The sequence below is a fragment of the Nonomuraea pusilla genome, from assembly GCF_900109355.1.
Classification (GTDB): domain Bacteria; phylum Actinomycetota; class Actinomycetes; order Streptosporangiales; family Streptosporangiaceae; genus Nonomuraea; species Nonomuraea pusilla.
Genome location: NZ_FOBF01000010.1, coordinates 243764 through 264774 on the forward strand (window position 1 = coordinate 243764; position 21011 = coordinate 264774).

A 21011-nucleotide genomic window follows, 5' to 3' on the forward strand; every position below is an offset into this window, starting at 1 on the left:
GACTACTTCTCCGCCGCCGGGCGGACGACCTTCTTGATCTTCTCCTGGCCGACCTCGTCGGCGCCGAGCGGCGCCACCGGCTCGTCCTTGACCAGCAGCTCGCCGGACGAGGTGGTGAAGCCCTTCTTGAACTCCGTGATGGCGTCCTTGAGCGTGGTCACCGTGTCGTCGGACAGGTCCTTCGTCTCGCGGATGCTGTCGAGGACGCCCTTCTTGCCGCTCTGCAGGTAGTCGAGGAACTCCTGCTCGAAGCGGCGGATGTCCTCGACCGGCACCTCGTCCAGCTCACCGGTGGTGCCGGCCCAGACCGACACGACCTCGCGCTCGACGGGGAGCGGGGAGTACTGCGGCTGGATGAGCAGCTCGGTCAGGCGCTGGCCACGCTCCAGCTGGGCGCGGGAGGCTGCGTCCAGGTCGGAGGCGAAGGCCGCGAACGCCTCGAGGTCGCGGTACTGCGACAGGGAGAGGCGGAGCGTGCCCGCCACCTTCCTCATCGCCTTGATCTGCGCGGAGCCGCCGACTCGGGAGACCGAGATACCGACGTTGATGGCCGGGCGGATACCGGCGTTGAAGTAGTCGGTCTCCAGGAAGCACTGGCCGTCGGTGATCGAGATGACGTTGGTCGGGATGAACGCCGACACGTCGTTGCCCTTCGTCTCGATGATCGGAAGACCGGTCATCGAGCCGCCGCCCATGTCGTCGGAGAGCTTGGCGCAGCGCTCCAGCAGGCGGGAGTGGAGGTAGAAGACGTCACCGGGGAACGCCTCGCGGCCCGGCGGGCGGCGAAGCAGCAGCGACACGGCGCGGTAGGCGTCGGCCTGCTTGGTGAGGTCGTCGAAGATGATGAGGACGTGCTTGCCCTGGTACATCCAGTGCTGCCCGATGGCGGAACCGGTGTACGGGGCGATGTACTTGTAACCCGCGGGGTCGGACGCCGGGGCGGCGACGATCGTGGTGTACTCCATCGCGCCGGCCTCTTCGAGGCGGGAGCGCACCTGGGCGATCGTCGAACCCTTCTGGCCGACCGCCACGTACACGCAGCGCACCTGCTTCTCGGGGTCGCCCGAGAGCCAGTTCTCGCGCTGGTTGAGGATGGTGTCCACGGCGATGGCGGTCTTGCCCGTGCCACGGTCACCGATGATCAGCTGGCGCTGGCCGCGGCCGATCGGCGTCATGGCGTCGATCGCCTTGATGCCGGTCTGCAGCGGCTGCTTCACCGGCTGCCGCTGGACGACCGACGGGGCCTGGAGCTCAAGGGCGCGCAGGCCCTCGGACTCGATGGAGCCCTTGCCGTCGAGCGGGTTGCCCAGCGGGTCGACCACGCGGCCGAGGAAGTTGTCGCCGACCGGCACCGACAGGACCTCGCCGGTCCTGCGGACCGTCTGGCCCTCCTCGATGCTGCTGAAGTCGCCCAGGATAACGACACCGATCTCGCGGGTGTCGAGGTTCAGTGCCAGACCGCGCGTGCCGTCCTCGAACTCGAGCAGCTCGTTCGCCATCGCCGAGGGAAGGCCGGAGACATGGGCAATGCCGTCGCCGGCGTCGACGACGGTCCCGATCTCCTCGCGCGCGGCGCCTTCCGGTTCGTACGCCTGGACGAAGCGCTCAAGCGCGTCCCGGATCTCGTCCGGCCGGATCGTAAGCTCCGCCATCTCTACTCTGTCTCCCTATTCGCCTAGCCGGCCAACCGGCGGCGGACTTCTTCGATTCGTCCCACAATGGTGGTGTCGATGATCTCGTCGCCGATGCGGACCGAGAACCCACCGAGCACACGCTTGTCCACCTCGACGTTCAGGTGCACGTCGCGGCCGTAGGAGGTGCGCAGCCACGCCGCCAGGCGCTGCTTCTGCCCCTCGGTCAGCTCGACCGCGCTGCGCACGACCGCCACGAGGCGCTGACGCTGCTGGGCGACGAGCTGGCCGTACTCCTCCAGCCCCGTCTCCAGGCTACGCCCTCTCCGGTGCACTGCCAGCTGCGTGACAAGACGCAGGCTGGTGGGCGCGACCTTCCCGTCGAGCAGCGTGCGCAGCAGCTCGCGCTTGCCGTCCGCGGGGGCGGAGTCGTCGGCGAGCGCGCGGCGCAGCTCGGGGTTGGCGGCGACGATGCGGCCGAAGCGGAAAAGCTCGTCCTCCACGTCGTCGAGCCTGGACTGGCTCTCCGCCTCCGCCGCCGCGGCGACGACGCCGAGGCGCTCGAGCACGTCGGCGAGGTCGCCGGCGCGCGACCAGCGGGCCGAGACCGCCGCCTCGGCCGTGGCCAGGGCCGCCTGGCTCACCTTGCCGTCGAGCAGCGCGCGGAGGATCCGCGCCTTCTGCTCGCCGGGCCTGGCCGGGTCGGACATGGCCCGGCGCAGGCCGTGCTCGCGGTCGAGCAGGTCCGCGACGGCGAACAGCTCGTCGGAGAGCGTGCCGAGGTCGGCGCTACCGGCGACCGCGTTGAAGCGCTCCTCGACCTCTGCCAGCGACGTCCTGCTCAGACCGCGCATCAGCGCACCGCCTGCGCGCTGGAGCTCTCAAGCTCGTCGAGGAACCGGTCGACGATGCGGCTCTGCCGGACCTCGTCCTCCAGGGACTCGCCGACGATGCGGCCGGCCAGGTCGGTCGACAGACGGCCGATCTCCGCACGGAGCTGGGCGAAAGCCGCAGCGCGGTCGGCCTCGATCTGGGCGTGCGCCGCCTCGACGAGACGCCGGGCCTCGGCCTGCGCCTCCTCGCGGAGCTCCGCCTTGATCTGGGCGGCCTGCTCGCGAGCCTCCTCGCGGAGCCTGGCGGCGTCGCGCCTGGCCTCCTCGAGCTGCTCGGAGTAGCGCCGCTGCAGGGCCTGCGCCTCGGCCTGGGCCTCCTCCGCCCTCTTGATGCCGCCCTCGATGGCGTCGGTGCGCTCGGCCAGCGTCTTCTGGATACGCGGGACGAGGATCTTGCCGACGACGAAGAGGACGACGAGGAACGAGAAGATACCGACGACGAGCTCGAACGTGTGCGGGATGAGGGGGTTGGCCGCCCCCTCCGCCGCGAGGAGCTTAGCTGCCGTGATCATGGATGCAGCCTTTCGTCAGGGAATTCTTCTGGTCTTTAGAGCTGCGCGAAGATGAACGGCGCGACCAGACCGAGCAGGGCGAGGGCCTCGGTGAGGACGAAGCCGAGGAGCATGTTCTGGCGGATCAGGCCGTAAGCCTCGGGCTGACGCGCGATGGCCTGCACGCCCTGACCGAAGATGATGCCGACGCCGATGCCGGGGCCGATGGCGGCGAGACCGTAACCGATGGCGGTGACGTTGCCGGAGACCTCAGCGAGAACGCTCATTGCTGTTTTCCTTTACTGGACGGCCGGTGAATCGGGTTTCACCGGTCATGGATATTCCGGTATGTGGTTCTCAGTGATCGGGGTGCAGCGAGCCGCCGATGTACATCGACGCCAGCATCGCGAAGAGGAACGCCTGCAGGAACTGGATGAACATCTCGAACGCCGTGAAGACGATGGTCATCACGACACCGATGACGCCGACGCCGGCACCCAGCGGGGTGAGCTTCTCGAACAGGAACCAGAAACCGACCATGCTGAAGAAGGCGAGCAGCATGTGACCGGCGAACATGTTCGCGAAGAGTCGGACGGCGTGGGTGAACGGCGCGATGATCAGGTTCGACAGGAACTCGATCGGCGAGAGCAGCAGGTAGATCGGCTTGGGCAGCCCCGGCGGGAACATCAGGTTCTTGAAGTAGCCGACCGGGCCCTGGTGCTTCATGCCGAGGTAGACCTTGAGCACGTAGATGGAGCCCGCGAGAACGGCCGGGAACGCGATGTGCGAGGCCACGGGGAACTGGGCGATCGGGATGACGCCCATGATGTTCCAGATGAAGACCAGGAAGAACAGCGTCAGCAGCAGGCCCATCCACCGGTCGGCGTCCTTGCCCAGGAAGGGCCGGGCGACCTGGTCGCGGACGAACATGTAGCCGTACTCCATGACGTTCTGGAGGCGCCCAGGCACGATCTTCGGGTTGGCGAACGCTCCCCAGCACAGGCCGATCACGAGGATCGCGCTGAGCATCGCGAGCAGAACCGGCTTGGTGAACCAGTCGACGCCCGGGATGATGGGGGGCAGGTTGAACAGCTCATCAGGCGTAGGCGCCCCGAACTCATCAGAGGCTAGGACCGTCAGCGCACTCACGCGGCGTTCCCTTCAACGTCGTAGTGGATCACAAGGGTTTCCTCAGCGAAGTCATCGCTGCGTCGGGCTAGCGACTGAACTTCCGGTAGGCCAGATAGCCGGCGAGCACCAGCCCCAGGATGATGCCTATGGGGAAGAACGCGGACATGCCGAGCCATCGGTCCAGCAACCACCCGATGCCTCCGTAGACCGCCATCCCGGCGAGCAGATAGCTGGGGATCGACCACATGGCGTCGGCGAAGTCGCGACCGTCGTTCTCGGGCCGGCGTTCCTGTTCGCTCATCGCGGGGCCGACGATAGCAGGCAAGTAGAGGGCTAGTCATATCGGACCCCGCCCCTTTACCAGGCTCATGAGTCGCTCTTCCCGGGCACGCGGGCGTCGGGGTCGACATAGAGCATTTTCGTCTTCATGAAGGCGCGCACCTCGAAGGCCGTCCACACGATCGTGCACACGACCACCGTCCAGGCGAACGCCTTGGGATTCCACGCCGTCGTGTCGCCGAAGGTCGCCAGCATCAGCATGATGACGACGACCTTGACGAGATAGCTCCCCATGGCGGCCATGGCCATCATCTGCGGCGAGACGCGCGCGGCGTAGGAGACCACCACGACGCTGACGCTGAAGAAGACGCCGACGAGCAGGGCGCCGACGGCGGCGCCGATCGCCCCCTTGCCACCCGCCAGGAGGAACGCCACGAGCAGGGCGACCACCCCGACCCCGAGGGTCGGAAGCGCGGCGCTCTTCAGTACGCGCACGTCGTTGGCCTGCATCGGAGCTCCATCAGCTAGTTATCAAGCGAGCGTTTGCTACCTTCAGGACCTGTACGTCCGAAGGCCCCTGCTCGTGAAAGATATCACAAGCTCACGGAAGACCGCTTTTACCTGCCGTTTCTAGTTCCCGATCAAGAACTACGCGGAAAGGCAGGAATGACCGGATTGCCCTCGGCGCTCGCACGCTCCTGACCTGCGGGGCCGCCGGACGGCGGCATCCGCCGCCTGACCTCGCCCTCCGGCAGGACCGGCGGCATCGGGCCGGTGGGCGGGCCGTCGTCGTCGTGGTCGCCGTCACGCGGAGCGGCGGGCGTCCCGCCCCGGCCCCTCCAGCGGGGCGCCGCCATGAGCACGAGCACGACCACCGCGAGCACGATCACCACGGGGAACAGCAGCACGGGGACGCCGATCGTCGACAGCGCCACGATGCCGAAGGCGAAGATGAACGCCCACGCGTACATGATGAGCACCGAGCGGCGGTGCGAGTGGCCGATGTCGAGCAGGCGGTGGTGCAGGTGGCCGCGGTCGGGCGCGAACGGCGAGAGACCCTGCGACGTGCGCCGCACCACCGCCGTCGTCAGGTCGACCAGCGGGAGCACCAGCACCGCCGCCGGCAGGATGAGCGGCAGCAGCACCGGGACCTTGTTCATGTCCTCGATGACCGCCGGGTCGAGCGGTGTGACCGTGACGATCGAGGAGGCGAGCACCAGGCCGATCAGCATCGCGCCCGTGTCGCCCATGAAGATCTTCGCCGGGTGGAAGTTGTGCGGCAGGAAGCCCAGGCAGGTGCCTATCAGGATGGACGCGATGGCGGCCGTGGTCGTGATGTTCGTGCCGCTGATGCTCTGCGACAGGAAGATCGAGTACGCCCATGTGGCCATGGCGGCGATGCAGACGATGCCGGCGGCCAGGCCGTCGAGCCCGTCGACGAAGTTCACGGCGTTGATCGTCACGACCACGACCAGGATGGTGATGACCGTGCTCAGCGTGTAGTCGAGGCTGGTGGAACCACCCCAGTCCTTCGGCAGCGGCAGGTACACCAGGCGCAGGTCCGAGTAGACCAGCACGCCCGCCGCCGCGATCTGGCCCCCGAGCTTGATGAAGGCGTCCATGCCCCACCAGTCGTCGAGGAACCCCGTCAGCGTGATCAGGGCGCCCGCCACGATCAGCGCCACCACCGGATGGCCGTCGGACTCCTTCAGCGCCTGGCCCGTGTGGCTCAGCTGGTTCGCCACCAGCAGGCCCGCGACCAGGCCGCCGTACATCGCCAGACCGCCCAGCCTGGGCGTCGGCGTGGTGTGCACGTCGCGTTCACGCACCTCGGGCATGGCGCCGATGCGGATGGCGAACCGGCGCACCAGCGGGACCAGCAGGTACGTCACCGCTGCTGCGATGAGCGCCATGAACAGGTATTCGCGCACGAACCTAGTTTCTCTGATGCTCCGGCCCGCTGAGACCGGAAAACGACACAGACCAGCTTAATGTTCGCTGAGATATGGCTTATGGATGGACCGCGGGGCGGCATCGTCGCCGCACTCCCGGCCTCATCGCCGGACCGCCGGACGGGACCCGCCGGCCACGCGTCCCCCACCTCATTTCAGCTCTGCGGCCCCATGCCCTGGGCAGCCACACGCGGTGCTGCCGGCGCACGCCCCGGACATGATCGCCGCCGGTCGGGATCATACGGGATCCACCTCCCAACCCACCCCGATTCCCCCATTTCCGCCTCGGCACGAGCCGGCAGCCGCCACCGAACACCAGATGAACTTTCACCGAACACCTCCCTCCCGGGTGAGACACCCCTCGACGGGAGAACCGGCAGCAAGCCGAACCCCGACACCCGCGCCCGCCCGCCCGCGACCGGCGCCACCCGGCGACAGGAAGACCAGCACGAGAACCGAGCCGCCGGTCAGTGCGCGAAACGTCGCCCCATGACACGGTCCTCCGCTCCCAGCAGCCGCCCGCACCCCACCTCGCCGCCGCCGACCAGGCCACACCACCCCGAAGACCAGCGAGAGAAACGAGCCGCTGATCGATGCGAGAACAGGACGTCACGGCAGCGGGCTTCCCGCTGTCATGACAGTGGGCTTCCCGCTTCGATGCAGGCGCCCGCACCCCCCTCCCCCGCCGCGTCAAGCGAAGGCCGCCAGACGCTGCAAGAAGAACGCAGCCGCCCAAGGCCGACAGGCGAACCAGCCCACCCAACGCGTCGTAGTGCGCCCGACCACCTGGACGCCGCGCGAGAACCCGGCCGCATGAGGCACCCATCCACTCCGACGCGCCTTCCCGCGCCCCGGCATCACCCCCAGGACCGTCAGGGGAAGGCGTGGGGTGCGCCGACCGAGCTCGGGATCCACCTGGGCGTGTCGACGGCCTGGTCGCTGATGGCCGTCAGGACGGCGTGCCGGTACAGGGCCAGCCTCGACCGCCACTCGCGGATGTCCTCGACGTACCGCTCCCCCACCGGCGCGTCCCAGGTCTGGGGGCTCTTGCCGAGCTGGTACGCCTTGTCGAGCGACGTCCTGAGCTGCTCCAGCAGCGGCACGACGGTCTGCCAGGCCACGACCAGCTTCTGGTAGTCGGGATTGAACTCCCACGCCCGCGGCTGACCGTCCAGCGGGCCCGTGGCCTTCGCGGGCGGGCCCTCGCCCGGCTTGAGCGGTTCGGGAGCCGGCGGGTCCGTGAACATCAGACGTTCCTCTCTCCCCAATGTCCATGATCCCCGGAACCTGCAGGCTCTTCCGCCTGCACCGCGTACGCCCCATGGGCCACATGTGCCGACTGCGCGGGCTGCGCGGCCGGCGCTGGGGGTGCGGATGCGGGCTGCGCGGGCGCCGCGGGCTGCGCCGGCGGTGCGGGCTGCGCGGGCGGTGCGGGGTGCGCGGGCGGTGCGGGGTGCGCGGGCTGCACGGGGTGCGCGGGCTGGGCGGGCGCTGCGGACTGCGCGGGGTGTGCGGGCGCTGCGGACTGCGCGGGGTGGGCGGGTGCTGCGGACTGCGCGGGGTGCGCGGGTGCTGCGGGATCACCCGGATCGACCGCGCTGCCGGTTACGTCCTCAGGTTGAACACCCCAGACCGCCGCCCCAGCCCTGTCCACCCCACTCTGGCCGCCTGACGAATCGGGATCAGGCCCGTCAACCTGACCCAACCCCTGGCCATCCAGTCCGAATGAAGACGTGCCGCCAGGCTCGTCCCCGACCAGCAGCCGTACGGCCTCCCGGCCGATCGACCCGGAGTCACCAGAGGCGACGCCACTCCCTCCATCCACCGCCACACCGCCGCCATGACCACTCCCGCCGACGGCATTGCCGCCATGGCCGCCTCCACCCGTGTCGCCACTGCCGACGGCCGACCCTCCGCTTCCGTGAAGGCCCCTGTCCGGGCCTGTGGCTGCGGTTTCGGCGCCTGCCGGGGCGGTGCCGGTGCTGGGAGACGCCATGTCGTGCCGGGACGGTTCGGCGCCCCCTGAGGAGTCGTAAACCCCGTGTCCACCGGCATCCCCCACGGCGGCGCCACCACTGTGAGAGGCGGCGACACGGCCACCGTCCGCCGCGCCGACAGCACTACCGCTATCGGAGGTGCCGACGACAGCACCGCTCGTCCCCCAGCCGTCCCCAGCGGCCGTGGAACCAGCGCCGTGGTGGACGGACGCCGTGTCGGTGCTGAGGTGAAGCGGCCTCACCTCAGCGCTGGGGTGAAGTGGCGTCGTGCCGGTGCTGGGGTGAACTGGTGTCGTGCCGGTGCTGGGGTGAACTGACGTCGTGTCGGTGCTGGGGCGAAGTGGTGTCGTGTCGGTGCTGGAGTGAACGGCCGTGACACCGGTGGAGCCCTGATGGCCGCCGATCTGTCCTGGTCCGTGGTGGCCGATCGCGCTGGTCGAGCCGTGGTGGGCCGGATGTCCGCCTCCGGTCGCCGTGTCGCCTGGCACCGCTGACGGCGTTCCTTGCGAAGGGCCGGCGCCGGTGGGCAGGCCGTCCACCGACCCGCTGCCCGGAGGGGCGTCCACGCCGGGAGGCGGCGTGGGCGGGACGGCGAGACCGCGTGAAGTGTCCAGACCCGCCGCAGCCGCTCCTCCGTCGCGGCCGTTCGCGCTGCCGGCGTCGTACGTGCCGTTCGTTCCGCCTGCGCTGTTTCCGCCGCTCGCGGTGCCTGGGTCGTACGTGCCGTTCGAACTCCCGATGTCGTGAGCGCCGGTGCCGGTGTGCGGGGTTGGCATGTCGACGGGCTGGATGGTGTCGACGTTCTTCAGAAGCGAATCCACCTGCTGCGCCGTGGGCGGATCGATCGGGATCTGCAGGACCTTCACGCCGTCCACGTCGATGACCTGGGGCTGGTGGGGGTCGATGTTCACCGACTGACCCGTGACCGCGCTGCCGTTTCCACCGCCCGCGCCGGTGCCAGTTCCACCATCTGCGCCCGTACCGGCACCAGTTCCACCACCCGCGCCTGTACCAGCGCCAGTTCCACCGCCTGTGCCTGTACCGGCGTCCGCGCCTGTTCCCCTACCTGCACCTGCACCCGTGTCCGCGCCGTCGCCGCCTGATCCGACGCCGCCGCCCGCGCCCGCGCCGTTCCCAGCGCCCGCGCCCGAACCGGCACCTCCGCCATCGCCAGCACCTGAGCCGCCGCCGGCACCTCCGCCGTTGCCGGTGTCCGCGCCGTTGCCAGCTCCTCCGCCGTTGCCGGTGTCCGCGCCGTCGCCGGCGCCGCCGCCGACGCCCATGCCCGAGTCAGCGCCGGAGCCGACGCCTTGACCTGCACCGGCGCCAGTACCCGAGCCGGCGCCGCCACCCATGCCGGAGTCCGTGCCGGACCCAGTGCCCGCGCCTGTCGCGTTGCCGGGGTCTGCCCCGCCTCCGGTCCCGGTGCCGCCGCCGGTTCCCATGCCGGAGCCGGTGCCTGAGCCCGTGTCTGTACCTGTCCCCGCGCCCCTGCCCGTACCTGTGTCTCCGCCTGTGCCTGTGCCTGAGCCCGCGTCTGAGCCCGTGCCCGTACCTGTCCCCGCACCCCTGCCTGTGTCTCCGCCTGTTCCCGTGCTTCCGCCTGTGCCGGTGCCTCTGTCTGTTGCCGTGCCGGGGTCGTTGCAGCCGCCGGAGCCGTCGCCTGTGTCCGCGCCTGTTCCTGCGCCGGTGCTGCCTGGCTCGCCCCCGCTGCCCGTTCCGGAGCCAGTGCCGGGGTTGGTCACATCGCCGGTGCCCGTGCCGGTCCCGGTGCCCGTGCCGTGCCCAGTTCCTGCTCCTGTGCCGGTCCCGGTGCCAGTGCCGGTCCCGGTGCCCGTGTCATTGCCAGCTCCGGTGCCCGCTCCGGTGCCGGTTCCGGTGCCCCTGTCGTGGCCCGCTCCTGCTCCGGTGCCCGTGCTGTCGCTCGCCCCTGCTCCTGTGCCCGTACTGGTGCCCGTGCCGTCGCCCGCTCCTGCTCCGGGGCCGGGGGATGGGGCTGGTTCCAGGCCGGTGCTGGGGGGTGCGCCTGTCGTTGTGCCGCCGCCGCGTTCGGCGCCGCGGTCGCGTCTGCTGTCCAGGTCGTTGTCTTTGGGGGTGTCCGTGGGCGTTCCGCCGGTGCCGCCCATGTCACGGCCGCCGGTGTCCCTGTCGCCGGTCTGGCCGGGGCCTCGGGTGCCGTCGCACGAGGTGCCGGTCCCGCCTGTCTTACCAGTGTCGTCAGGCCTTCCCGTCTCGCCTGTCTTGCCGGTGGCGTCTGGCTTTCCCGTCTCGCCTGTCTTGCCGGTGGCGTCCGGCTTTCCCTCGTCTGACTTGCCGGTGCCGGTGCCGGTCTTGTCGCCCTTGTCTTGCTTGGTGCCGTCGTCGGTCTTGTGGCCGTCGCCGGTCTTGCCGCTGCCGTCCCGCTTCGTGCCGTCGTCGTCGCGCTTCTTGCCGTCGGTGTCTCGCTTGGTGCCGTCGTCGTCCCGTTTGTGGCCGTCGTCGGTCTTGCGGTCGTTGTCGGGCTTGGTGCCGGTGTCGGTTCTGGTGCCGTCGCGGGTCTTGTCGTCGTCTCGCTTGGGCGGGTCGTCCGTCTTGCTTGGCTCGCGGGATTTGTCGCGGTCGGCGCGTTTCTCCAGGAGGGTCAGGCGCTTGGTGACGTCCCTGACCATCGTCTCCGTGTCGTCGGCGATCTGGGACGGGCGGTGCGTGGTGCGCGTGGACAGCCCGGCACGCGTCAGGGCGCCCCTGACCTGGCCCTCGATCGTACGCATGCGCGTGGCCGCGTGCTTGACCTCGGCCAGCAGCTCACGGACGAGCTTCGGGTCCATGCCGTCGAACTTGCCCATGGCTCACTCCCGGACGTCGCGCCGCTCCGGGGTTCACCGTAAGCACGGGACCGGTGGCGCCGCAGCCGGGATAAGCAGACGGTATACGTCAGTCCTCGGTGGCGACGTACCCGATGATGCCGCGCAGCTTCTGCACCGGGATGGCGCCGCGACGCAGCAGCCGGGGCACGGCGGTGGTGAGGTCGAGGATGGTGGAGGGCGTGTCGTCGGTGGTCTTGCCGCCGTCGAGGTAGACGGCGACGGACTCGCCGAGCTGCTCCTCCGCCTCGGCGGCGGTGGTGGCCGCGGGCGCGCCCGAGCGGTTGGCGCTGGAGACCGCCATCGGGCCGGTCTCCTTGAGCAGGTCGAGCGCGACCGGGTGGAGCGGCATGCGGACGGCGACGGTGCCCTTGGTGTCGCCGAGGTCCCACGACAGGGCCCTGTTGGCCTTGCAGACCAGCGTGAGCGGCCCCGGCCAGAAGGCGTCGATGAGGTCCTGTCCGTACGGCCCGAGGTCCTCCACCAGCGCCGTGGCGGCCCTGACGGTGCCGACGAGGACGGGCGGCGGCATGTCGCGGCCGCGGCCCTTGGCCTCGAGGAGCCCGGTGACCGCGGCGGGCATGAAGGCGTCGGCGCCGATGCCGTAGACGGTGTCGGTCGGCAGCACGACGAGCTCACCGCGGCGGACGGCGGCGGCGGCCTCGTTGAGTCCTTCTGTGCGCTGCTCCGGGTCGGAGCAGTCGAAGCGTCTTCCCACGGCGTGCATCCTAGTCCTGGCTAGTCCTGACCGAGTCTGGCGGTGACGAAGCGGTCTCGCCTGGTGAGGTCCTGGCGGAGCCTCACGTCGCGCCAGCCGTTGTCCTCCCTGAAGGTCAGGTAGACGGCCCTGCCCTGTTCGTCGGCGTGCTCGACGGCGACCCAGCCGCCGGGCCGCAGCAGCCGCCGCGCGGTGCGTTCGACGGCCCGCACCTCGCCGAGGCCGTCGTCGCCCGAGCCGTACAACGCCCTGGACGGGTCGTAGTCGCGTACCTCGGGGTCGCGCGGGATGGCGCCGGGCGGGATGTACGGCGGGTTGGAGATGACGAGGTCGACCTTGCCGTTGAGCTCGGGAAGCGCCTCGGCGAGGTCTTCGGGGTGCAGGTGGGTGCGCCCCTGGCCATGCTCGGAGATGTTGCGCTTGGCCCAGCTGTACGCCGCCGGGTCGACCTCGACGGCGTGGACCTCGGCGAGCGCGACCTCCTGGGCGATGGACAGCGCGATGGCGCCCGACCCGGTGCCGAGGTCGACGACGAGCGGGGCGGTGACGTCCATGGCGCGCAGCGTCTCGATGGCCCAGCCGGTCATCACCTCGGTCTCGGGCCGGGGGACGAACACGCCCGGCCCGACCTTGAGTTCGAGGTAGCGGAAGTAGGCGTGGCCGGTGATGTGCTGCAGGGGTTCGCGGGCCTCGCGCCTGGCGACGCCTTCCCAGAACAGCGCGTCGAAGTCGGAGTCCTTGACCGTGTGGAGCTCGCTTCTGCGCACGCCGTGGACGAAGGCCGCGATCTCCTCCGCGTCGGTGCGCGGGGAGGGCACACCTGCCTCGGCCAGCCTGGCGGTGGCGAGAGCGATCTCGTCCAGCAGAAATGTCATGAGTGTTGTGCGAGCTTCTCCGCCATTTCGGCGTCGATGAGGGCCTGGGTGACGGCCTGAAGGTCGCCGTCGAGAACCTGGTCGAGGTTATACGCCTTGAAGCCGACGCGGTGGTCGGAGATGCGGTTCTCCGGGAAATTGTAGGTGCGGATGCGCTCGGAGCGGTCGACGGTGCGAACCTGCGACTTGCGCTCGGCCTGCGCCGCGGCCTCGGCCTGCTCCTGCGCGATCGCGAGCAGCCTGGCCCGCAGGATGCGCATGGCCGACTCCTTGTTCTGGAGCTGGCTCTTCTCGTTCTGGCAGGAGACGACCGTGCCGGTGGGCAGGTGTGTGATGCGGACGGCGGAGTCGGTGGTGTTGACGCTCTGCCCGCCGGGGCCGCTGGAGCGGTAGACGTCGACGCGCAGGTCGTTGGGGTCGATCTGGACGTCCACCTCCTCGGCCTCGGGGTAGACGAGCACGCCCGCGGCGCTGGTGTGGATGCGCCCCTGCGACTCGGTGACGGGCACGCGCTGCACCCGGTGGACGCCGCCTTCGTACTTGAGCCTGGACCAGACGCCCTCGTCGCCCTTGGCCTTGATGCCGACGGTGACGTCCTTGTAGCCGCCGAGGTCGGAGGGCTGGGTGTCGATGATCTCCGTCTTCCAGCCGATGCGTTCGGCGTAGCGGAGGTACATCCTCAGCAGGTCGCCCGCGAACAGCGCGGACTCCTCACCGCCCTCGCCCGCCTTGATCTCCATGATGATGTCCTTGTCATCGTTGGGATCGCGCGGGATGAGCAGGTGCTTGAGGCGTTCCTCCAGCTTGGGGATGCGCGCCTCGATCTCGGCCGCCTCGTCCGCGAACGCTTCGTCCTCGCCGGCCAGCTCCTTGGCGGCGGTGAGGTCGGCCCTGGCCGAGTCGAGCTCGCGGTAGGTGGTGACGATCGGGGTGAGCTGTGAGTAGCGCTTGCCGAGCGTGCGGGCCTTGTTCTGGTCGGCGTGCACGGCGGGGTCGGCGAGCTGCAGTTCCAGCTCGGAATACTCCTTGAGCAACTCGTCGAGATTCACCGTGGGTCCTTCTTGTCCGGATGTGGCAGAGCCGTTTCACCAACAACGCCGACCCGGCGCCCCGCCCGCGTGGAGGGGGGTGCGTCGGGCCGGCGTCGCTCGGGCTACTTGCCCGCGGCCTTCTTGCCGAAGCGCTTCTCGAAGCGCGCCACCCGGCCGCCGGTGTCGAGGATCTTCTGCTTGCCGGTGTAGAACGGGTGGCAGGCAGAGCACACGTCGGCGTGGATGACGCCGTTCTTGGCGGTGCTGCGCGTGGTGAAGGTGTTGCCGCAGGAGCAGCTCACCTGCGTCACGTGGTACTCGGGGTGAATGTCGCGCTTCATCGCTGTCCTTTCGGGGTGCGGCCGCCGGGTCGCCCAGACTGACGGCGGGAGCCGGAGCCGCTGATGGTCAGCTACCAGTGTGCCAGATGCTGTAACCCTCCCAGGCCACCGGCCATTCCCCCGATCTTCAAGACACCGTCACAGCGGTCACATTAGGCTCCAGCCCACAAACCGTAACTTTTCCCACAATTGGGACGAGCCAAAGGACGACCTATCAGATGAAGAGAAGGGTGCGGCTGCTGGTGGCGGCCGCCACGGGGGCCGCAGTTCTCGCAGGAGGCGCGGGCCTCACCACCACCGCCGCGCTGGCCGCCCAGCAGCAGGTGCTCGCCGCCGACGACTTCAACGGCGCCCCGTCGGTGTCGAACGCGGGCGTGCCGCTGGAGCAGGCCGTCGAGGCGACCATCACGCTCAAGCTGAGGGAGCCCGGCAAGGTCACCGCGCTGTCCGGCGCGATCACGCCGGCGGGGAAGACCGAGCAGCGCGCGGTCACGTTCGACTTCAAGGCCGACAGCACCAGCACGGCCACCGAGACCACCGTCACCGGCAAGTGGACGATCGGCAAGGACGACCCGTCCGGCGAGTGGAAGCTCGTCGTCGACGTCACCAGGGACGGGTCCTCCAGGGCGAACGAGTTCGCCGTCGCCGTCTCCGGCAAGCAGGGCATCACCTCCGGCACGGTCACCCCCGACCCCGTCCAGCTCGTCAAGGGCGAGGACGTCAAGGTGACCGTCACCGCGTCGGTGAAGGACGCCACCATGGTGACGGCCAAGCTGGTCAGCGACACCGCGGGCGAGTACTACGACCTCGGTGAGCTGGCCAAGGAGTCCGACGGCTACTACCGGGGCGTCACGTACTTCAGCGACGACTCCACCCCCGGCAGCTGGACGCTGGAGCTGTACGCCTCCCGCGGCGGGCAGACGCTCAAGGGCGAGGCGTCGTTCACCGTCGTCGCCCCCGAGGGCGGCGCGTCCAAGAAGGCCAGGGCGAAGGTCACCATCAACGCCCCGAGCAAGGTCAGGGCGGGCAAGACGTTCAAGGTGTACGGCAAGGCGTACCGCGGCACCAGGGCGTACCCGAGCAAGGTCCTGGAGGTCTACTTCAAGGCCAAGGGCACCAAGACGTACAAGTTCATGGGCTTCACCAAGACCACCTCGACCGGCAAGTACGCCAAGTCGTTCAAGGCCCGCAAGGACGGCTACTTCCAGGTCAAGGTGCCGGGCACGAGCAAGACCCGCAGCGCGCTGTCGCCGCAGGAGTTCGTCGACGTGAGGTGACCGTTGGCACGGCCCGCACCCCAAACCCCGGGTGCAGGCCGTGCCACCGGCCCGGACCCGTGAACGGCCGTCAGCGGCCGAGATAGGTCAGGACGGCGAGCACCCGCCGATGGTCCTCGGGCGCGGGCCCGAGGGCCAGCTTGGCGAAGATGCCGGAGATGTGTTTCTCGACGGCGCCCTCGCTCACCACGAGGCGCGCCGCGATGGCCGTGTTGGACCTGCCCTCGGCCATCAGGGCCAGCACCTCACGCTCTCGGGGGGAGAGCGTGTCGAGCGGCCCGCGGCGACGGCGGCCGAGCAACTGCATGACGACCTCCGGGTCGATCACCGTGCCGCCCGCCGCCACCTGGCGCACCGTGGCCAGGAACTCGGCCACGTCGGCCACCCGCTCCTTCAGCAGGTAGCCGACGGCCTTGCCGATCAGGTCGCCCGCGTACCGCTCCTCGACGTACTGCGACAGGACCAGGATCGGGAACCCGGGCCTGGCCGCCCGCACCTCCAGCGCGGCCCGCACGCCCTCGTCGGTGTGGCTGGGCGGCATGCGGACGTCGACGATCGCCAGGTCGGGTTCGTACTCGTGAACCGCCGTGACCAGGCCGGGGCCGTCGGACACCGCGGCGACCGTCTCGATCCCCCCGTCGGCCAGCAGCCGCGCCAGCCCTTCCCGCAGCAGTACGGAGTCCTCGGCGATGACCACGCGCATGGCCACATGACTACCATTCGCAGGGCAGCTCCGCGCGTACGAGCGTGGGGCCGCCGACGGGGCTGTGCAGCACGAGCACGCCGTCGATGGTGGCGGCCCGGTCCGCCAGCCCGGCCAGCCCGCCGCCGGGGGTGACGCTCGCGCCGCCGATGCCGTCGTCCCACACGTCCACCAGCACCCTGCGGCCGTCCCTGCTCACGGTGACGGACGCCTCGGTGGCCGCCGCGTGCTTGGCCATGTTCGTCAGCGCTTCGGCCACGATGAAGTACGCGATGCTCTCCACGGCGGCGGGCGGGCGCTCGGCGAGGTCCACGGAGACGTCCACGCGGATGGGCGCCCGCGCGGCGAGGCCCGACAGCGCCGCGTCGAGCCCTCTGTCGGTGAGGATGGCCGGGTAGATGCCTCTGGCGAGGTCGCGTAACTCCTTGATGGCGGCCTTGGTGCCGGCGTGGGCCTGCGCGATGAGCGCGCGCACCTCCTCGGGGTCGCTGTCGAGCTTCGCCTGCGCCCTGCCGAGGTCGACCGCGACCGACAGCAGCCGCTGCTGCGCGCCGTCGTGGAGGTCGCGTTCGATCCTGCGCCGCTCCGCTTCCGCCGCGTCTATCCCCCTCGCCCTGCTGGCCCGCAGCCGCTCCTCCTCGCTGCCGCCGAGCAGCGCCTTGGCCAGCGTGCCGTGCAGGAACGCCATGCCGCGCACCGCGTACCCGCTCGCCGGCAGCATGACGAGCCCCAGCATCGCCCCGAAGGCGGCGTCCACCTGGTCGTCGAAGGTGAGCAGGCCGCCCCACAGCTCGAGCCGGACTTCCCACTCGACGCCGAACGGCGCGGTCAGCAGCGCGAGCGTGCTGCCCCAGAGCACCGCCGACGCGACGAACTCGACCGCCCCGAGCGGCAGGAGCAGCAGCAGGTAGCCGAGGTCCTTCCAGGTGGCGGGGTCCTTCACCAGCCACGCCACGTACTGGACGACGCCGTGGTCGGGCCGCTCCCTGTACGGGTCGCGGATGCGCACCCCCAGCGCCGCGCCGAGGACGCGCCGTTCCAGCATGGCCGCGCCCCGCCACAGCCACATCGTGGCGAGCACCAGCGGCACGCCCACCCACACGGCGACCAGCATCAGCGAGAACGGCACGGCGACGCCCAGCACGGCGCCCCAGCCCAGCCCGAACACCAGGCTGAGCAGCAGGTACGGGGCGGCCCGCCACGTCGCGGGGTCCACCACGACGCCGATCGGCCCCTTCGGCCCGAGCGGCACGACATCCTTCCACGCCACCGATCGCATGCCCCAAGCCTGCACCGGACGGCGGCGCGCGTGAATGGAGCGGGCGGCAGTACGGAGGTGGGGTTATCCCCCCTTCGAGGCGGGGCGAGGCCCCGGAGACCGCGCGAGGGGCGGCGGGGAGACCCCCGCCGCCCCTCGTCAGGCGCGGACGCGCGATCAGTCGCGGTCGTTGTTCACGGTCGTCTTCTGGACCTGAAGGAGGAACTCCGCGTTGGACTTCGTCTCCTTCATCTTCTCCAGCAGCAGTTCGAGCGCCTGCTGCATGTCCAGGGCGTGCAGCACCCGGCGCAGCTTCCAGACGATCTGGAGCTCTTCCTTGGCCATCAGGATCTCTTCCTTGCGGGTGCCGGACGCGTCGACGTCCACCGCGGGGAAGATGCGCTTGTCGGCCAGGGAGCGGTTGAGCTTGAGCTCCATGTTGCCGGTGCCCTTGAACTCCTCGAAGATGACCTCGTCCATCTTGGACCCGGTCTCGACCAGGGCCGTGGCGAGGATCGTCAGCGAGCCGCCGTTCTCGATGTTGCGGGCGGCGCCGAAGAAGCGCTTGGGCGGGTAGAGCGCCGTGGAGTCGACACCACCCGACAGGATGCGACCGGACGCCGGGGCCGCCAGGTTGTAGGCGCGGCCGAGGCGGGTGATCGAGTCGAGCAGGACGACCACGTCGTGGCCCAGCTCCACCAGGCGCTTGGCACGCTCGATGGCGAGCTCGGCGACCGTGGTGTGGTCCTCGGCGGGACGGTCGAAGGTCGAGTGGATGACCTCGCCCTTGACCGACCGCTGCATGTCGGTGACCTCTTCGGGCCGCTCGTCCACGAGCACGACCATCAGGTGGCACTCGGGGTTGTTGCGGGTGATCGCGTTGGCGATGGCCTGCAGCACCATCGTCTTGCCGGCCTTCGGCGGCGAGACGATGAGGCCGCGCTGGCCCTTGCCGATCGGGGAGACGAGGTCGATGATCCGCGTGGTGAGGATGTTCGGCTCGGTCTCCAGGCGCAGGCGCTCCTGCGGGTACAGCGGCGTCAGCTTGTTGAAGTCGGGCCGGTTGCGGGCCTGCTCGGGGTCCATGCCGTTGACGGTGTCGAGGCGGACCAGGGCGTTGAACTTCTCGCGACGCTCGCCGTCGCGCGGCTGGCGGACGGCGCCGGTGATGACGTCGCCCTTGCGCAGGCCGTTGCGGCGGATCTGGGCGAGCGAGACGTAGACGTCGTTGCTGCCCGGCAGGTAGCCGCTGGTCCTGACGAACGCGTAGTTGTCGAGGATGTCGAGGATGCCGGCGATCGGGATGAGCACGTCGTCGTCGCCGATGACGGGCTCGCTGCTGTCGAAGCGGTCGCGGCCCCTGCCGCGGTTGCGCTCCCTGAAGCGGCCCCTGCGGCCACGTCCGCCGCGCTCGTCGTCGTCGATGCCGCCCCGCTGGTCACCGCGCTGGTCACCGCGCTGGTCACCGCGCTGGTCGGCGCCGCCGCGGGCGCCGCCGTCGGCCGTGCGCTGGTCGCGGCCGGACTCTCCGCGCTCGCCACGGTCAGCACGGTCGCCACGGTCACCGCGGTCGCCACGCTCGGCGCGGTCGCCGCGCTCGGCGCGGTCGCCACGGTCAGCACGGTCACCGCGGTCGGCACGGTCGCCGCGCTCACGGCGCTCGCCGCGGCTGCGGCGCTCACGCCTGCTCTCGCCGCGCTCGCCGCGGGTGTCGCCCTGGCCGGCCTCGACGGCCTGCGCCTGCTGCTCCACGACCGGCTCGGCCGGGGCCGCGACGGGCTCGGGAGCCGCGGCCACGGGCTCGGCGGCCTGGGGCGCGCTCTCCTCCGCGGGCTTGACGCGGGAACGTTCCCTGCGGGCGCGGGCGGGCCGCTCGGCCGCGGGAGCGGCCTCGGCGGCGGCCGGAGCCGGGGCCTCAGCCGCCGGAGCGGGAGCCCCGTCGGCGGAACCGCCACCCTGCTTCTCCTGGATGGCCGCGATGAGCTGGCTCTTCCGCATGCGCCCGGTCCCGCTGATGCCCAGCTCGGCCGCCATCTTCTGCAGCTCGGGCAGCACCTTGGCGGACAGGCCGGTGCCGGAGCGACGCGCACGGGGCTTGGCCGCGGCGCGGGTGGGGGTGTCGCCGGACGCGGGCTGAGCGCCTGATGCGTCGGAGAGGAGTTCGGTGGTGTCGCTCAACTAAAAGGTCCTTCCCAGGGGTCGGGCGCCGGTTTTGTTCTGCCGGGCGTCCCGGAGGTGCTTGCGATCCGGTGGGACAGACCGGGTCGGGGTGCACTTTGCGATCTTCGGCTGTCGTTGGAGACGGCCGCCACTCTTGGGGAGGGGCTCGTCCAGGCCACCACAGGGCCGTGGCGCGTGGCTGACACCCCCCAGATTGCTGTCGCCATCCAGATGTCGAGTTGATTCGAGCGCGCGGATCCCCGTCGTCGCCGCCTCACGTTGGGCCAACCGGGTGTGGGCCAACCGGAGGCAACGGATTCCGGGGAGACAGCCGCGCTGCCCACGCCTCGCGACGTGAAGCATGATGCAGCGATGTGTGGCTGACAAGCACGCACCCACCAAGGGGGCATCTGGTGCGGCTACCAGCCTAACATCACCAGCGCACACGGCTATTCCCTGAAGGTCTAAAGAGGTTTCAGCGTGTCTCGGGGAACCGAACGGTCGCACCAACCTGGTCGACGTCCATTTGCTGGATGTGCCAGTCATTACCCACTTCTGGCGCGATCAAATCCTGCGTATCCGGTGACGGAAACGCAAGAACCGTAGGACCCGCTCCCGAAACGACCGCGGGCACGCCTACAGCACGCAGACGTTCTACCAGATCCGCGCTCCCCCGCATGGCAGGCGCGCGGTACGGCTGGTGCAGCCGGTCCTCGGTGGCGGCGAGCAGCAGCTCCGGTTCCGGGCGCAGGGTCAGCGCGGCGATGAGCAACGCTGCCCTGCCTGCGTTGAAGGCGGCGTCCTTGTGGGGCACGTCCTTCGGCAGCAGCCCCCGCGCGGTCTCGGTGGCGAGCCGTGCCGACGGCACGACGGCGACCGGATGGATTCGCTGGTCGGGGACCAGTTTCACCATATGCGGCGCTCCGAGGTGGTCGGTCCACGCCACGACCAGGCCGCCGGACAGGCAGGGCGCGACGTTGTCGGGATGCCCCTCCATCTCGGTGGCCAGCGCGAACACCGCGTCGTCGGAGAAGGCGGCGCCGGCGTCGCCGGACAGCGCGCGGGCGGCCAGGATGCCCGCGCACACGGCGGCGGACGAGGAGCCCAGGCCGCGCGCGTGCGGGATGCGGTTGCGGCAGCGCAGCCGTACGCCCTCCGGCTGCGCGACCCCCATGCGGTCGAACGTCGCGCGCATGGCCCTGACGATCAGGTGCCCCTCGCCGAGGTCGACCTCGCCCTGGCCCTCGCCCTCCACCGTGACCTGGACGCCGCGCTCCCCGGTGAGCGTGGCCTCCACCTCGTCGTGGAGGGTCAGCGCCAGCCCCAGGGCGTCGAAGCCCGGCCCGAGGTTCGCCGACGTGGCCGGCACGCGGATCTCAACCGTCGTCATTCGCTCACGTTCCTCGTCTCCCCCATGAAGCCCCCGTTGGT

22 protein-coding genes are annotated in these 21011 nt (G+C 70.3%); 4 read left to right on the top strand and 18 right to left on the bottom strand.

Features of this window, described 5'->3' with window-relative positions; genetic code table 11:
- Positions 1-2: 2 nt before the first annotated feature.
- The 9 genes from atpA to BMX74_RS22400 form a co-directional block, all read right to left on the bottom strand.
- Positions 3-1652: a F0F1 ATP synthase subunit alpha gene (gene atpA, locus BMX74_RS22360; protein WP_055506972.1), complete on the bottom strand. Its 1650-nt coding sequence runs from the start codon at positions 1650-1652 to the stop codon at positions 3-5.
- 23 nt (positions 1653-1675) lie between these two features.
- Positions 1676-2485: a F0F1 ATP synthase subunit delta gene (locus tag BMX74_RS22365; RefSeq protein WP_055506970.1), complete on the bottom strand. Its 810-nt coding sequence runs from the start codon at positions 2483-2485 to the stop codon at positions 1676-1678.
- The gene (locus BMX74_RS22370) at positions 2485-3036 is read right to left on the bottom strand and encodes a F0F1 ATP synthase subunit B (RefSeq protein WP_082535439.1); all 552 of its coding nucleotides are present in this window, start codon (positions 3034-3036) and stop codon (positions 2485-2487) included. Before BMX74_RS22370 ends, BMX74_RS22365 begins: the two co-directional genes overlap by 1 nt.
- Positions 3037-3071: 35 nt before the next feature.
- Positions 3072-3302: an ATP synthase F0 subunit C gene (gene atpE, locus BMX74_RS22375; RefSeq protein WP_055506968.1), complete on the bottom strand. Its 231-nt coding sequence runs from the start codon at positions 3300-3302 to the stop codon at positions 3072-3074.
- Positions 3303-3372: 70 nt separating this feature from the next.
- Positions 3373-4164 carry a F0F1 ATP synthase subunit A gene (gene atpB, locus BMX74_RS22380; protein ID WP_055506966.1) on the bottom strand — a complete coding sequence of 264 codons (792 nt, stop codon included), beginning with the start codon at positions 4162-4164 and terminating at the stop codon, positions 3373-3375.
- 67 nt (positions 4165-4231) lie between these two features.
- Positions 4232-4447: an AtpZ/AtpI family protein gene (locus BMX74_RS22385; RefSeq protein ID WP_055507518.1), complete on the bottom strand. Its 216-nt coding sequence runs from the start codon at positions 4445-4447 to the stop codon at positions 4232-4234.
- A gap of 65 nt (positions 4448-4512) precedes the next feature.
- Positions 4513-4935: a Cg1360 family ATP-synthase-associated protein gene (locus BMX74_RS22390; RefSeq protein WP_055506964.1), complete on the bottom strand. Its 423-nt coding sequence runs from the start codon at positions 4933-4935 to the stop codon at positions 4513-4515.
- A 131-nt stretch (positions 4936-5066) separates the two neighbouring features.
- Positions 5067-6356, bottom strand: coding sequence for a glycosyltransferase family 4 protein (locus BMX74_RS22395; RefSeq protein ID WP_091102499.1), 1290 nt, complete (start codon positions 6354-6356; stop codon positions 5067-5069).
- A gap of 893 nt (positions 6357-7249) precedes the next feature.
- A complete protein-coding gene (locus tag BMX74_RS22400) occupies positions 7250-7624 on the bottom strand; it encodes a hypothetical protein (RefSeq protein ID WP_055506963.1) in 375 nt (124 codons plus the stop codon).
- Between the two features lie 20 nt (positions 7625-7644).
- Here BMX74_RS22400 and BMX74_RS43195 point away from each other — a divergent pair, with 20 nt between their 5' ends.
- Both BMX74_RS43195 and BMX74_RS44280 read left to right on the top strand, forming a co-directional pair.
- Complete coding sequence (locus BMX74_RS43195) at positions 7645-8049, top strand: hypothetical protein (protein WP_143078722.1); 405 nt, start codon at positions 7645-7647, stop codon at positions 8047-8049.
- Positions 8050-9148: 1099 nt separating this feature from the next.
- The gene (locus BMX74_RS44280; RefSeq protein WP_177227468.1) at positions 9149-9292 is read left to right on the top strand and encodes a hypothetical protein; all 144 of its coding nucleotides are present in this window, start codon (positions 9149-9151) and stop codon (positions 9290-9292) included.
- Here BMX74_RS44280 and BMX74_RS22405 read toward each other — a convergent pair.
- Positions 9282-9695 carry a hypothetical protein gene (locus BMX74_RS22405; protein WP_143078723.1) on the bottom strand — a complete coding sequence of 138 codons (414 nt, stop codon included), beginning with the start codon at positions 9693-9695 and terminating at the stop codon, positions 9282-9284. The genes BMX74_RS44280 and BMX74_RS22405 overlap by 11 nt on opposite strands.
- Before the next feature lie 1024 nt (positions 9696-10719).
- Here BMX74_RS22405 and BMX74_RS43200 point away from each other — a divergent pair.
- Positions 10720-11241: a hypothetical protein gene (locus tag BMX74_RS43200; protein ID WP_143078724.1), complete on the top strand. Its 522-nt coding sequence runs from the start codon at positions 10720-10722 to the stop codon at positions 11239-11241.
- A gap of 46 nt (positions 11242-11287) precedes the next feature.
- Here BMX74_RS43200 and BMX74_RS22410 read toward each other — a convergent pair whose 3' ends face one another.
- The 4 genes from BMX74_RS22410 to rpmE all read right to left on the bottom strand — a co-directional run bounded on the left by BMX74_RS22410 (position 11288) and on the right by rpmE (position 14182).
- A complete protein-coding gene (locus tag BMX74_RS22410) occupies positions 11288-11944 on the bottom strand; it encodes an L-threonylcarbamoyladenylate synthase (RefSeq protein ID WP_420538136.1) in 657 nt (218 codons plus the stop codon).
- 11 nt (positions 11945-11955) lie between these two features.
- On the bottom strand, positions 11956-12810 hold the full coding sequence (prmC, locus tag BMX74_RS22415; protein ID WP_055506960.1) for a peptide chain release factor N(5)-glutamine methyltransferase: 855 nt from the start codon (positions 12808-12810) through the stop codon (positions 11956-11958).
- A complete protein-coding gene (gene prfA / locus BMX74_RS22420) occupies positions 12807-13859 on the bottom strand; it encodes a peptide chain release factor 1 (RefSeq protein ID WP_091102503.1) in 1053 nt (350 codons plus the stop codon). Before prfA ends, prmC begins: the two co-directional genes overlap by 4 nt.
- Before the next feature lie 104 nt (positions 13860-13963).
- Complete coding sequence (gene rpmE, locus BMX74_RS22425; RefSeq protein WP_020546698.1) at positions 13964-14182, bottom strand: 50S ribosomal protein L31; 219 nt, start codon at positions 14180-14182, stop codon at positions 13964-13966.
- A 218-nt stretch (positions 14183-14400) separates the two neighbouring features.
- Between rpmE and BMX74_RS22430 the strand changes: the two genes are divergently transcribed.
- On the top strand, positions 14401-15459 hold the full coding sequence (locus BMX74_RS22430; RefSeq protein WP_143078725.1) for a hypothetical protein: 1059 nt from the start codon (positions 14401-14403) through the stop codon (positions 15457-15459).
- 70 nt (positions 15460-15529) lie between these two features.
- Here the strand turns inward: BMX74_RS22430 and BMX74_RS22435 are convergent, their stop codons facing one another.
- The 4 genes from BMX74_RS22435 to thrB all read right to left on the bottom strand — a co-directional run bounded on the left by BMX74_RS22435 (position 15530) and on the right by thrB (position 20970).
- Positions 15530-16162 carry a response regulator gene (locus BMX74_RS22435; protein ID WP_055507514.1) on the bottom strand — a complete coding sequence of 211 codons (633 nt, stop codon included), beginning with the start codon at positions 16160-16162 and terminating at the stop codon, positions 15530-15532.
- Positions 16163-16172: 10 nt separating this feature from the next.
- Positions 16173-17441, bottom strand: a complete 1269-nt coding sequence (locus tag BMX74_RS22440; RefSeq protein WP_091102507.1) for a sensor histidine kinase — start codon at positions 17439-17441, stop codon at positions 16173-16175.
- 156 nt (positions 17442-17597) lie between these two features.
- Entirely contained in the window at positions 17598-19598 is a 2001-nt protein-coding gene (rho, locus tag BMX74_RS22445; RefSeq protein ID WP_091102509.1) for a transcription termination factor Rho, read from the bottom strand.
- A 457-nt stretch (positions 19599-20055) separates the two neighbouring features.
- Positions 20056-20970 carry a homoserine kinase gene (thrB, locus tag BMX74_RS22450; RefSeq protein WP_091102512.1) on the bottom strand — a complete coding sequence of 305 codons (915 nt, stop codon included), beginning with the start codon at positions 20968-20970 and terminating at the stop codon, positions 20056-20058.
- Between the last annotated feature and the right edge of the window lie 41 nt (positions 20971-21011).

Bases quoted from the DNA above. Each gene is read 5' to 3' on its own strand.
- atpA (WP_055506972.1), bottom strand. From the start codon at position 1,652: ATGGCGGAGCTTACGATCCGGCCGGACGAGATCCGGGACGCGCTTGAG.
- BMX74_RS22365 (WP_055506970.1), bottom strand. From the start codon at position 2,485: ATGCGCGGTCTGAGCAGGACGTCGCTGGCAGAGGTCGAGGAGCGCTTC.
- BMX74_RS22370 (WP_082535439.1), bottom strand. From the start codon at position 3,036: ATGATCACGGCAGCTAAGCTCCTCGCGGCGGAGGGGGCGGCCAACCCC.
- atpE (WP_055506968.1), bottom strand. From the start codon at position 3,302: ATGAGCGTTCTCGCTGAGGTCTCCGGCAACGTCACCGCCATCGGTTAC.
- BMX74_RS22385 (WP_055507518.1), bottom strand. From the start codon at position 4,447: ATGAGCGAACAGGAACGCCGGCCCGAGAACGACGGTCGCGACTTCGCC.
- BMX74_RS22390 (WP_055506964.1), bottom strand. From the start codon at position 4,935: ATGCAGGCCAACGACGTGCGCGTACTGAAGAGCGCCGCGCTTCCGACC.
- BMX74_RS22400 (WP_055506963.1), bottom strand. From the start codon at position 7,624: ATGTTCACGGACCCGCCGGCTCCCGAACCGCTCAAGCCGGGCGAGGGC.
- BMX74_RS43195 (WP_143078722.1), top strand. From the start codon at position 7,645: ATGTCCATGATCCCCGGAACCTGCAGGCTCTTCCGCCTGCACCGCGTA.
- BMX74_RS44280 (WP_177227468.1), top strand. From the start codon at position 9,149: ATGTCGACGGGCTGGATGGTGTCGACGTTCTTCAGAAGCGAATCCACC.
- BMX74_RS22410 (WP_420538136.1), bottom strand. From the start codon at position 11,944: ATGCACGCCGTGGGAAGACGCTTCGACTGCTCCGACCCGGAGCAGCGC.
- prmC (WP_055506960.1), bottom strand. From the start codon at position 12,810: ATGACATTTCTGCTGGACGAGATCGCTCTCGCCACCGCCAGGCTGGCC.
- rpmE (WP_020546698.1), bottom strand. From the start codon at position 14,182: ATGAAGCGCGACATTCACCCCGAGTACCACGTGACGCAGGTGAGCTGC.
- BMX74_RS22430 (WP_143078725.1), top strand. From the start codon at position 14,401: ATGAAGAGAAGGGTGCGGCTGCTGGTGGCGGCCGCCACGGGGGCCGCA.
- BMX74_RS22435 (WP_055507514.1), bottom strand. From the start codon at position 16,162: ATGCGCGTGGTCATCGCCGAGGACTCCGTACTGCTGCGGGAAGGGCTG.
- BMX74_RS22440 (WP_091102507.1), bottom strand. From the start codon at position 17,441: ATGCGATCGGTGGCGTGGAAGGATGTCGTGCCGCTCGGGCCGAAGGGG.
- thrB (WP_091102512.1), bottom strand. From the start codon at position 20,970: ATGACGACGGTTGAGATCCGCGTGCCGGCCACGTCGGCGAACCTCGGG.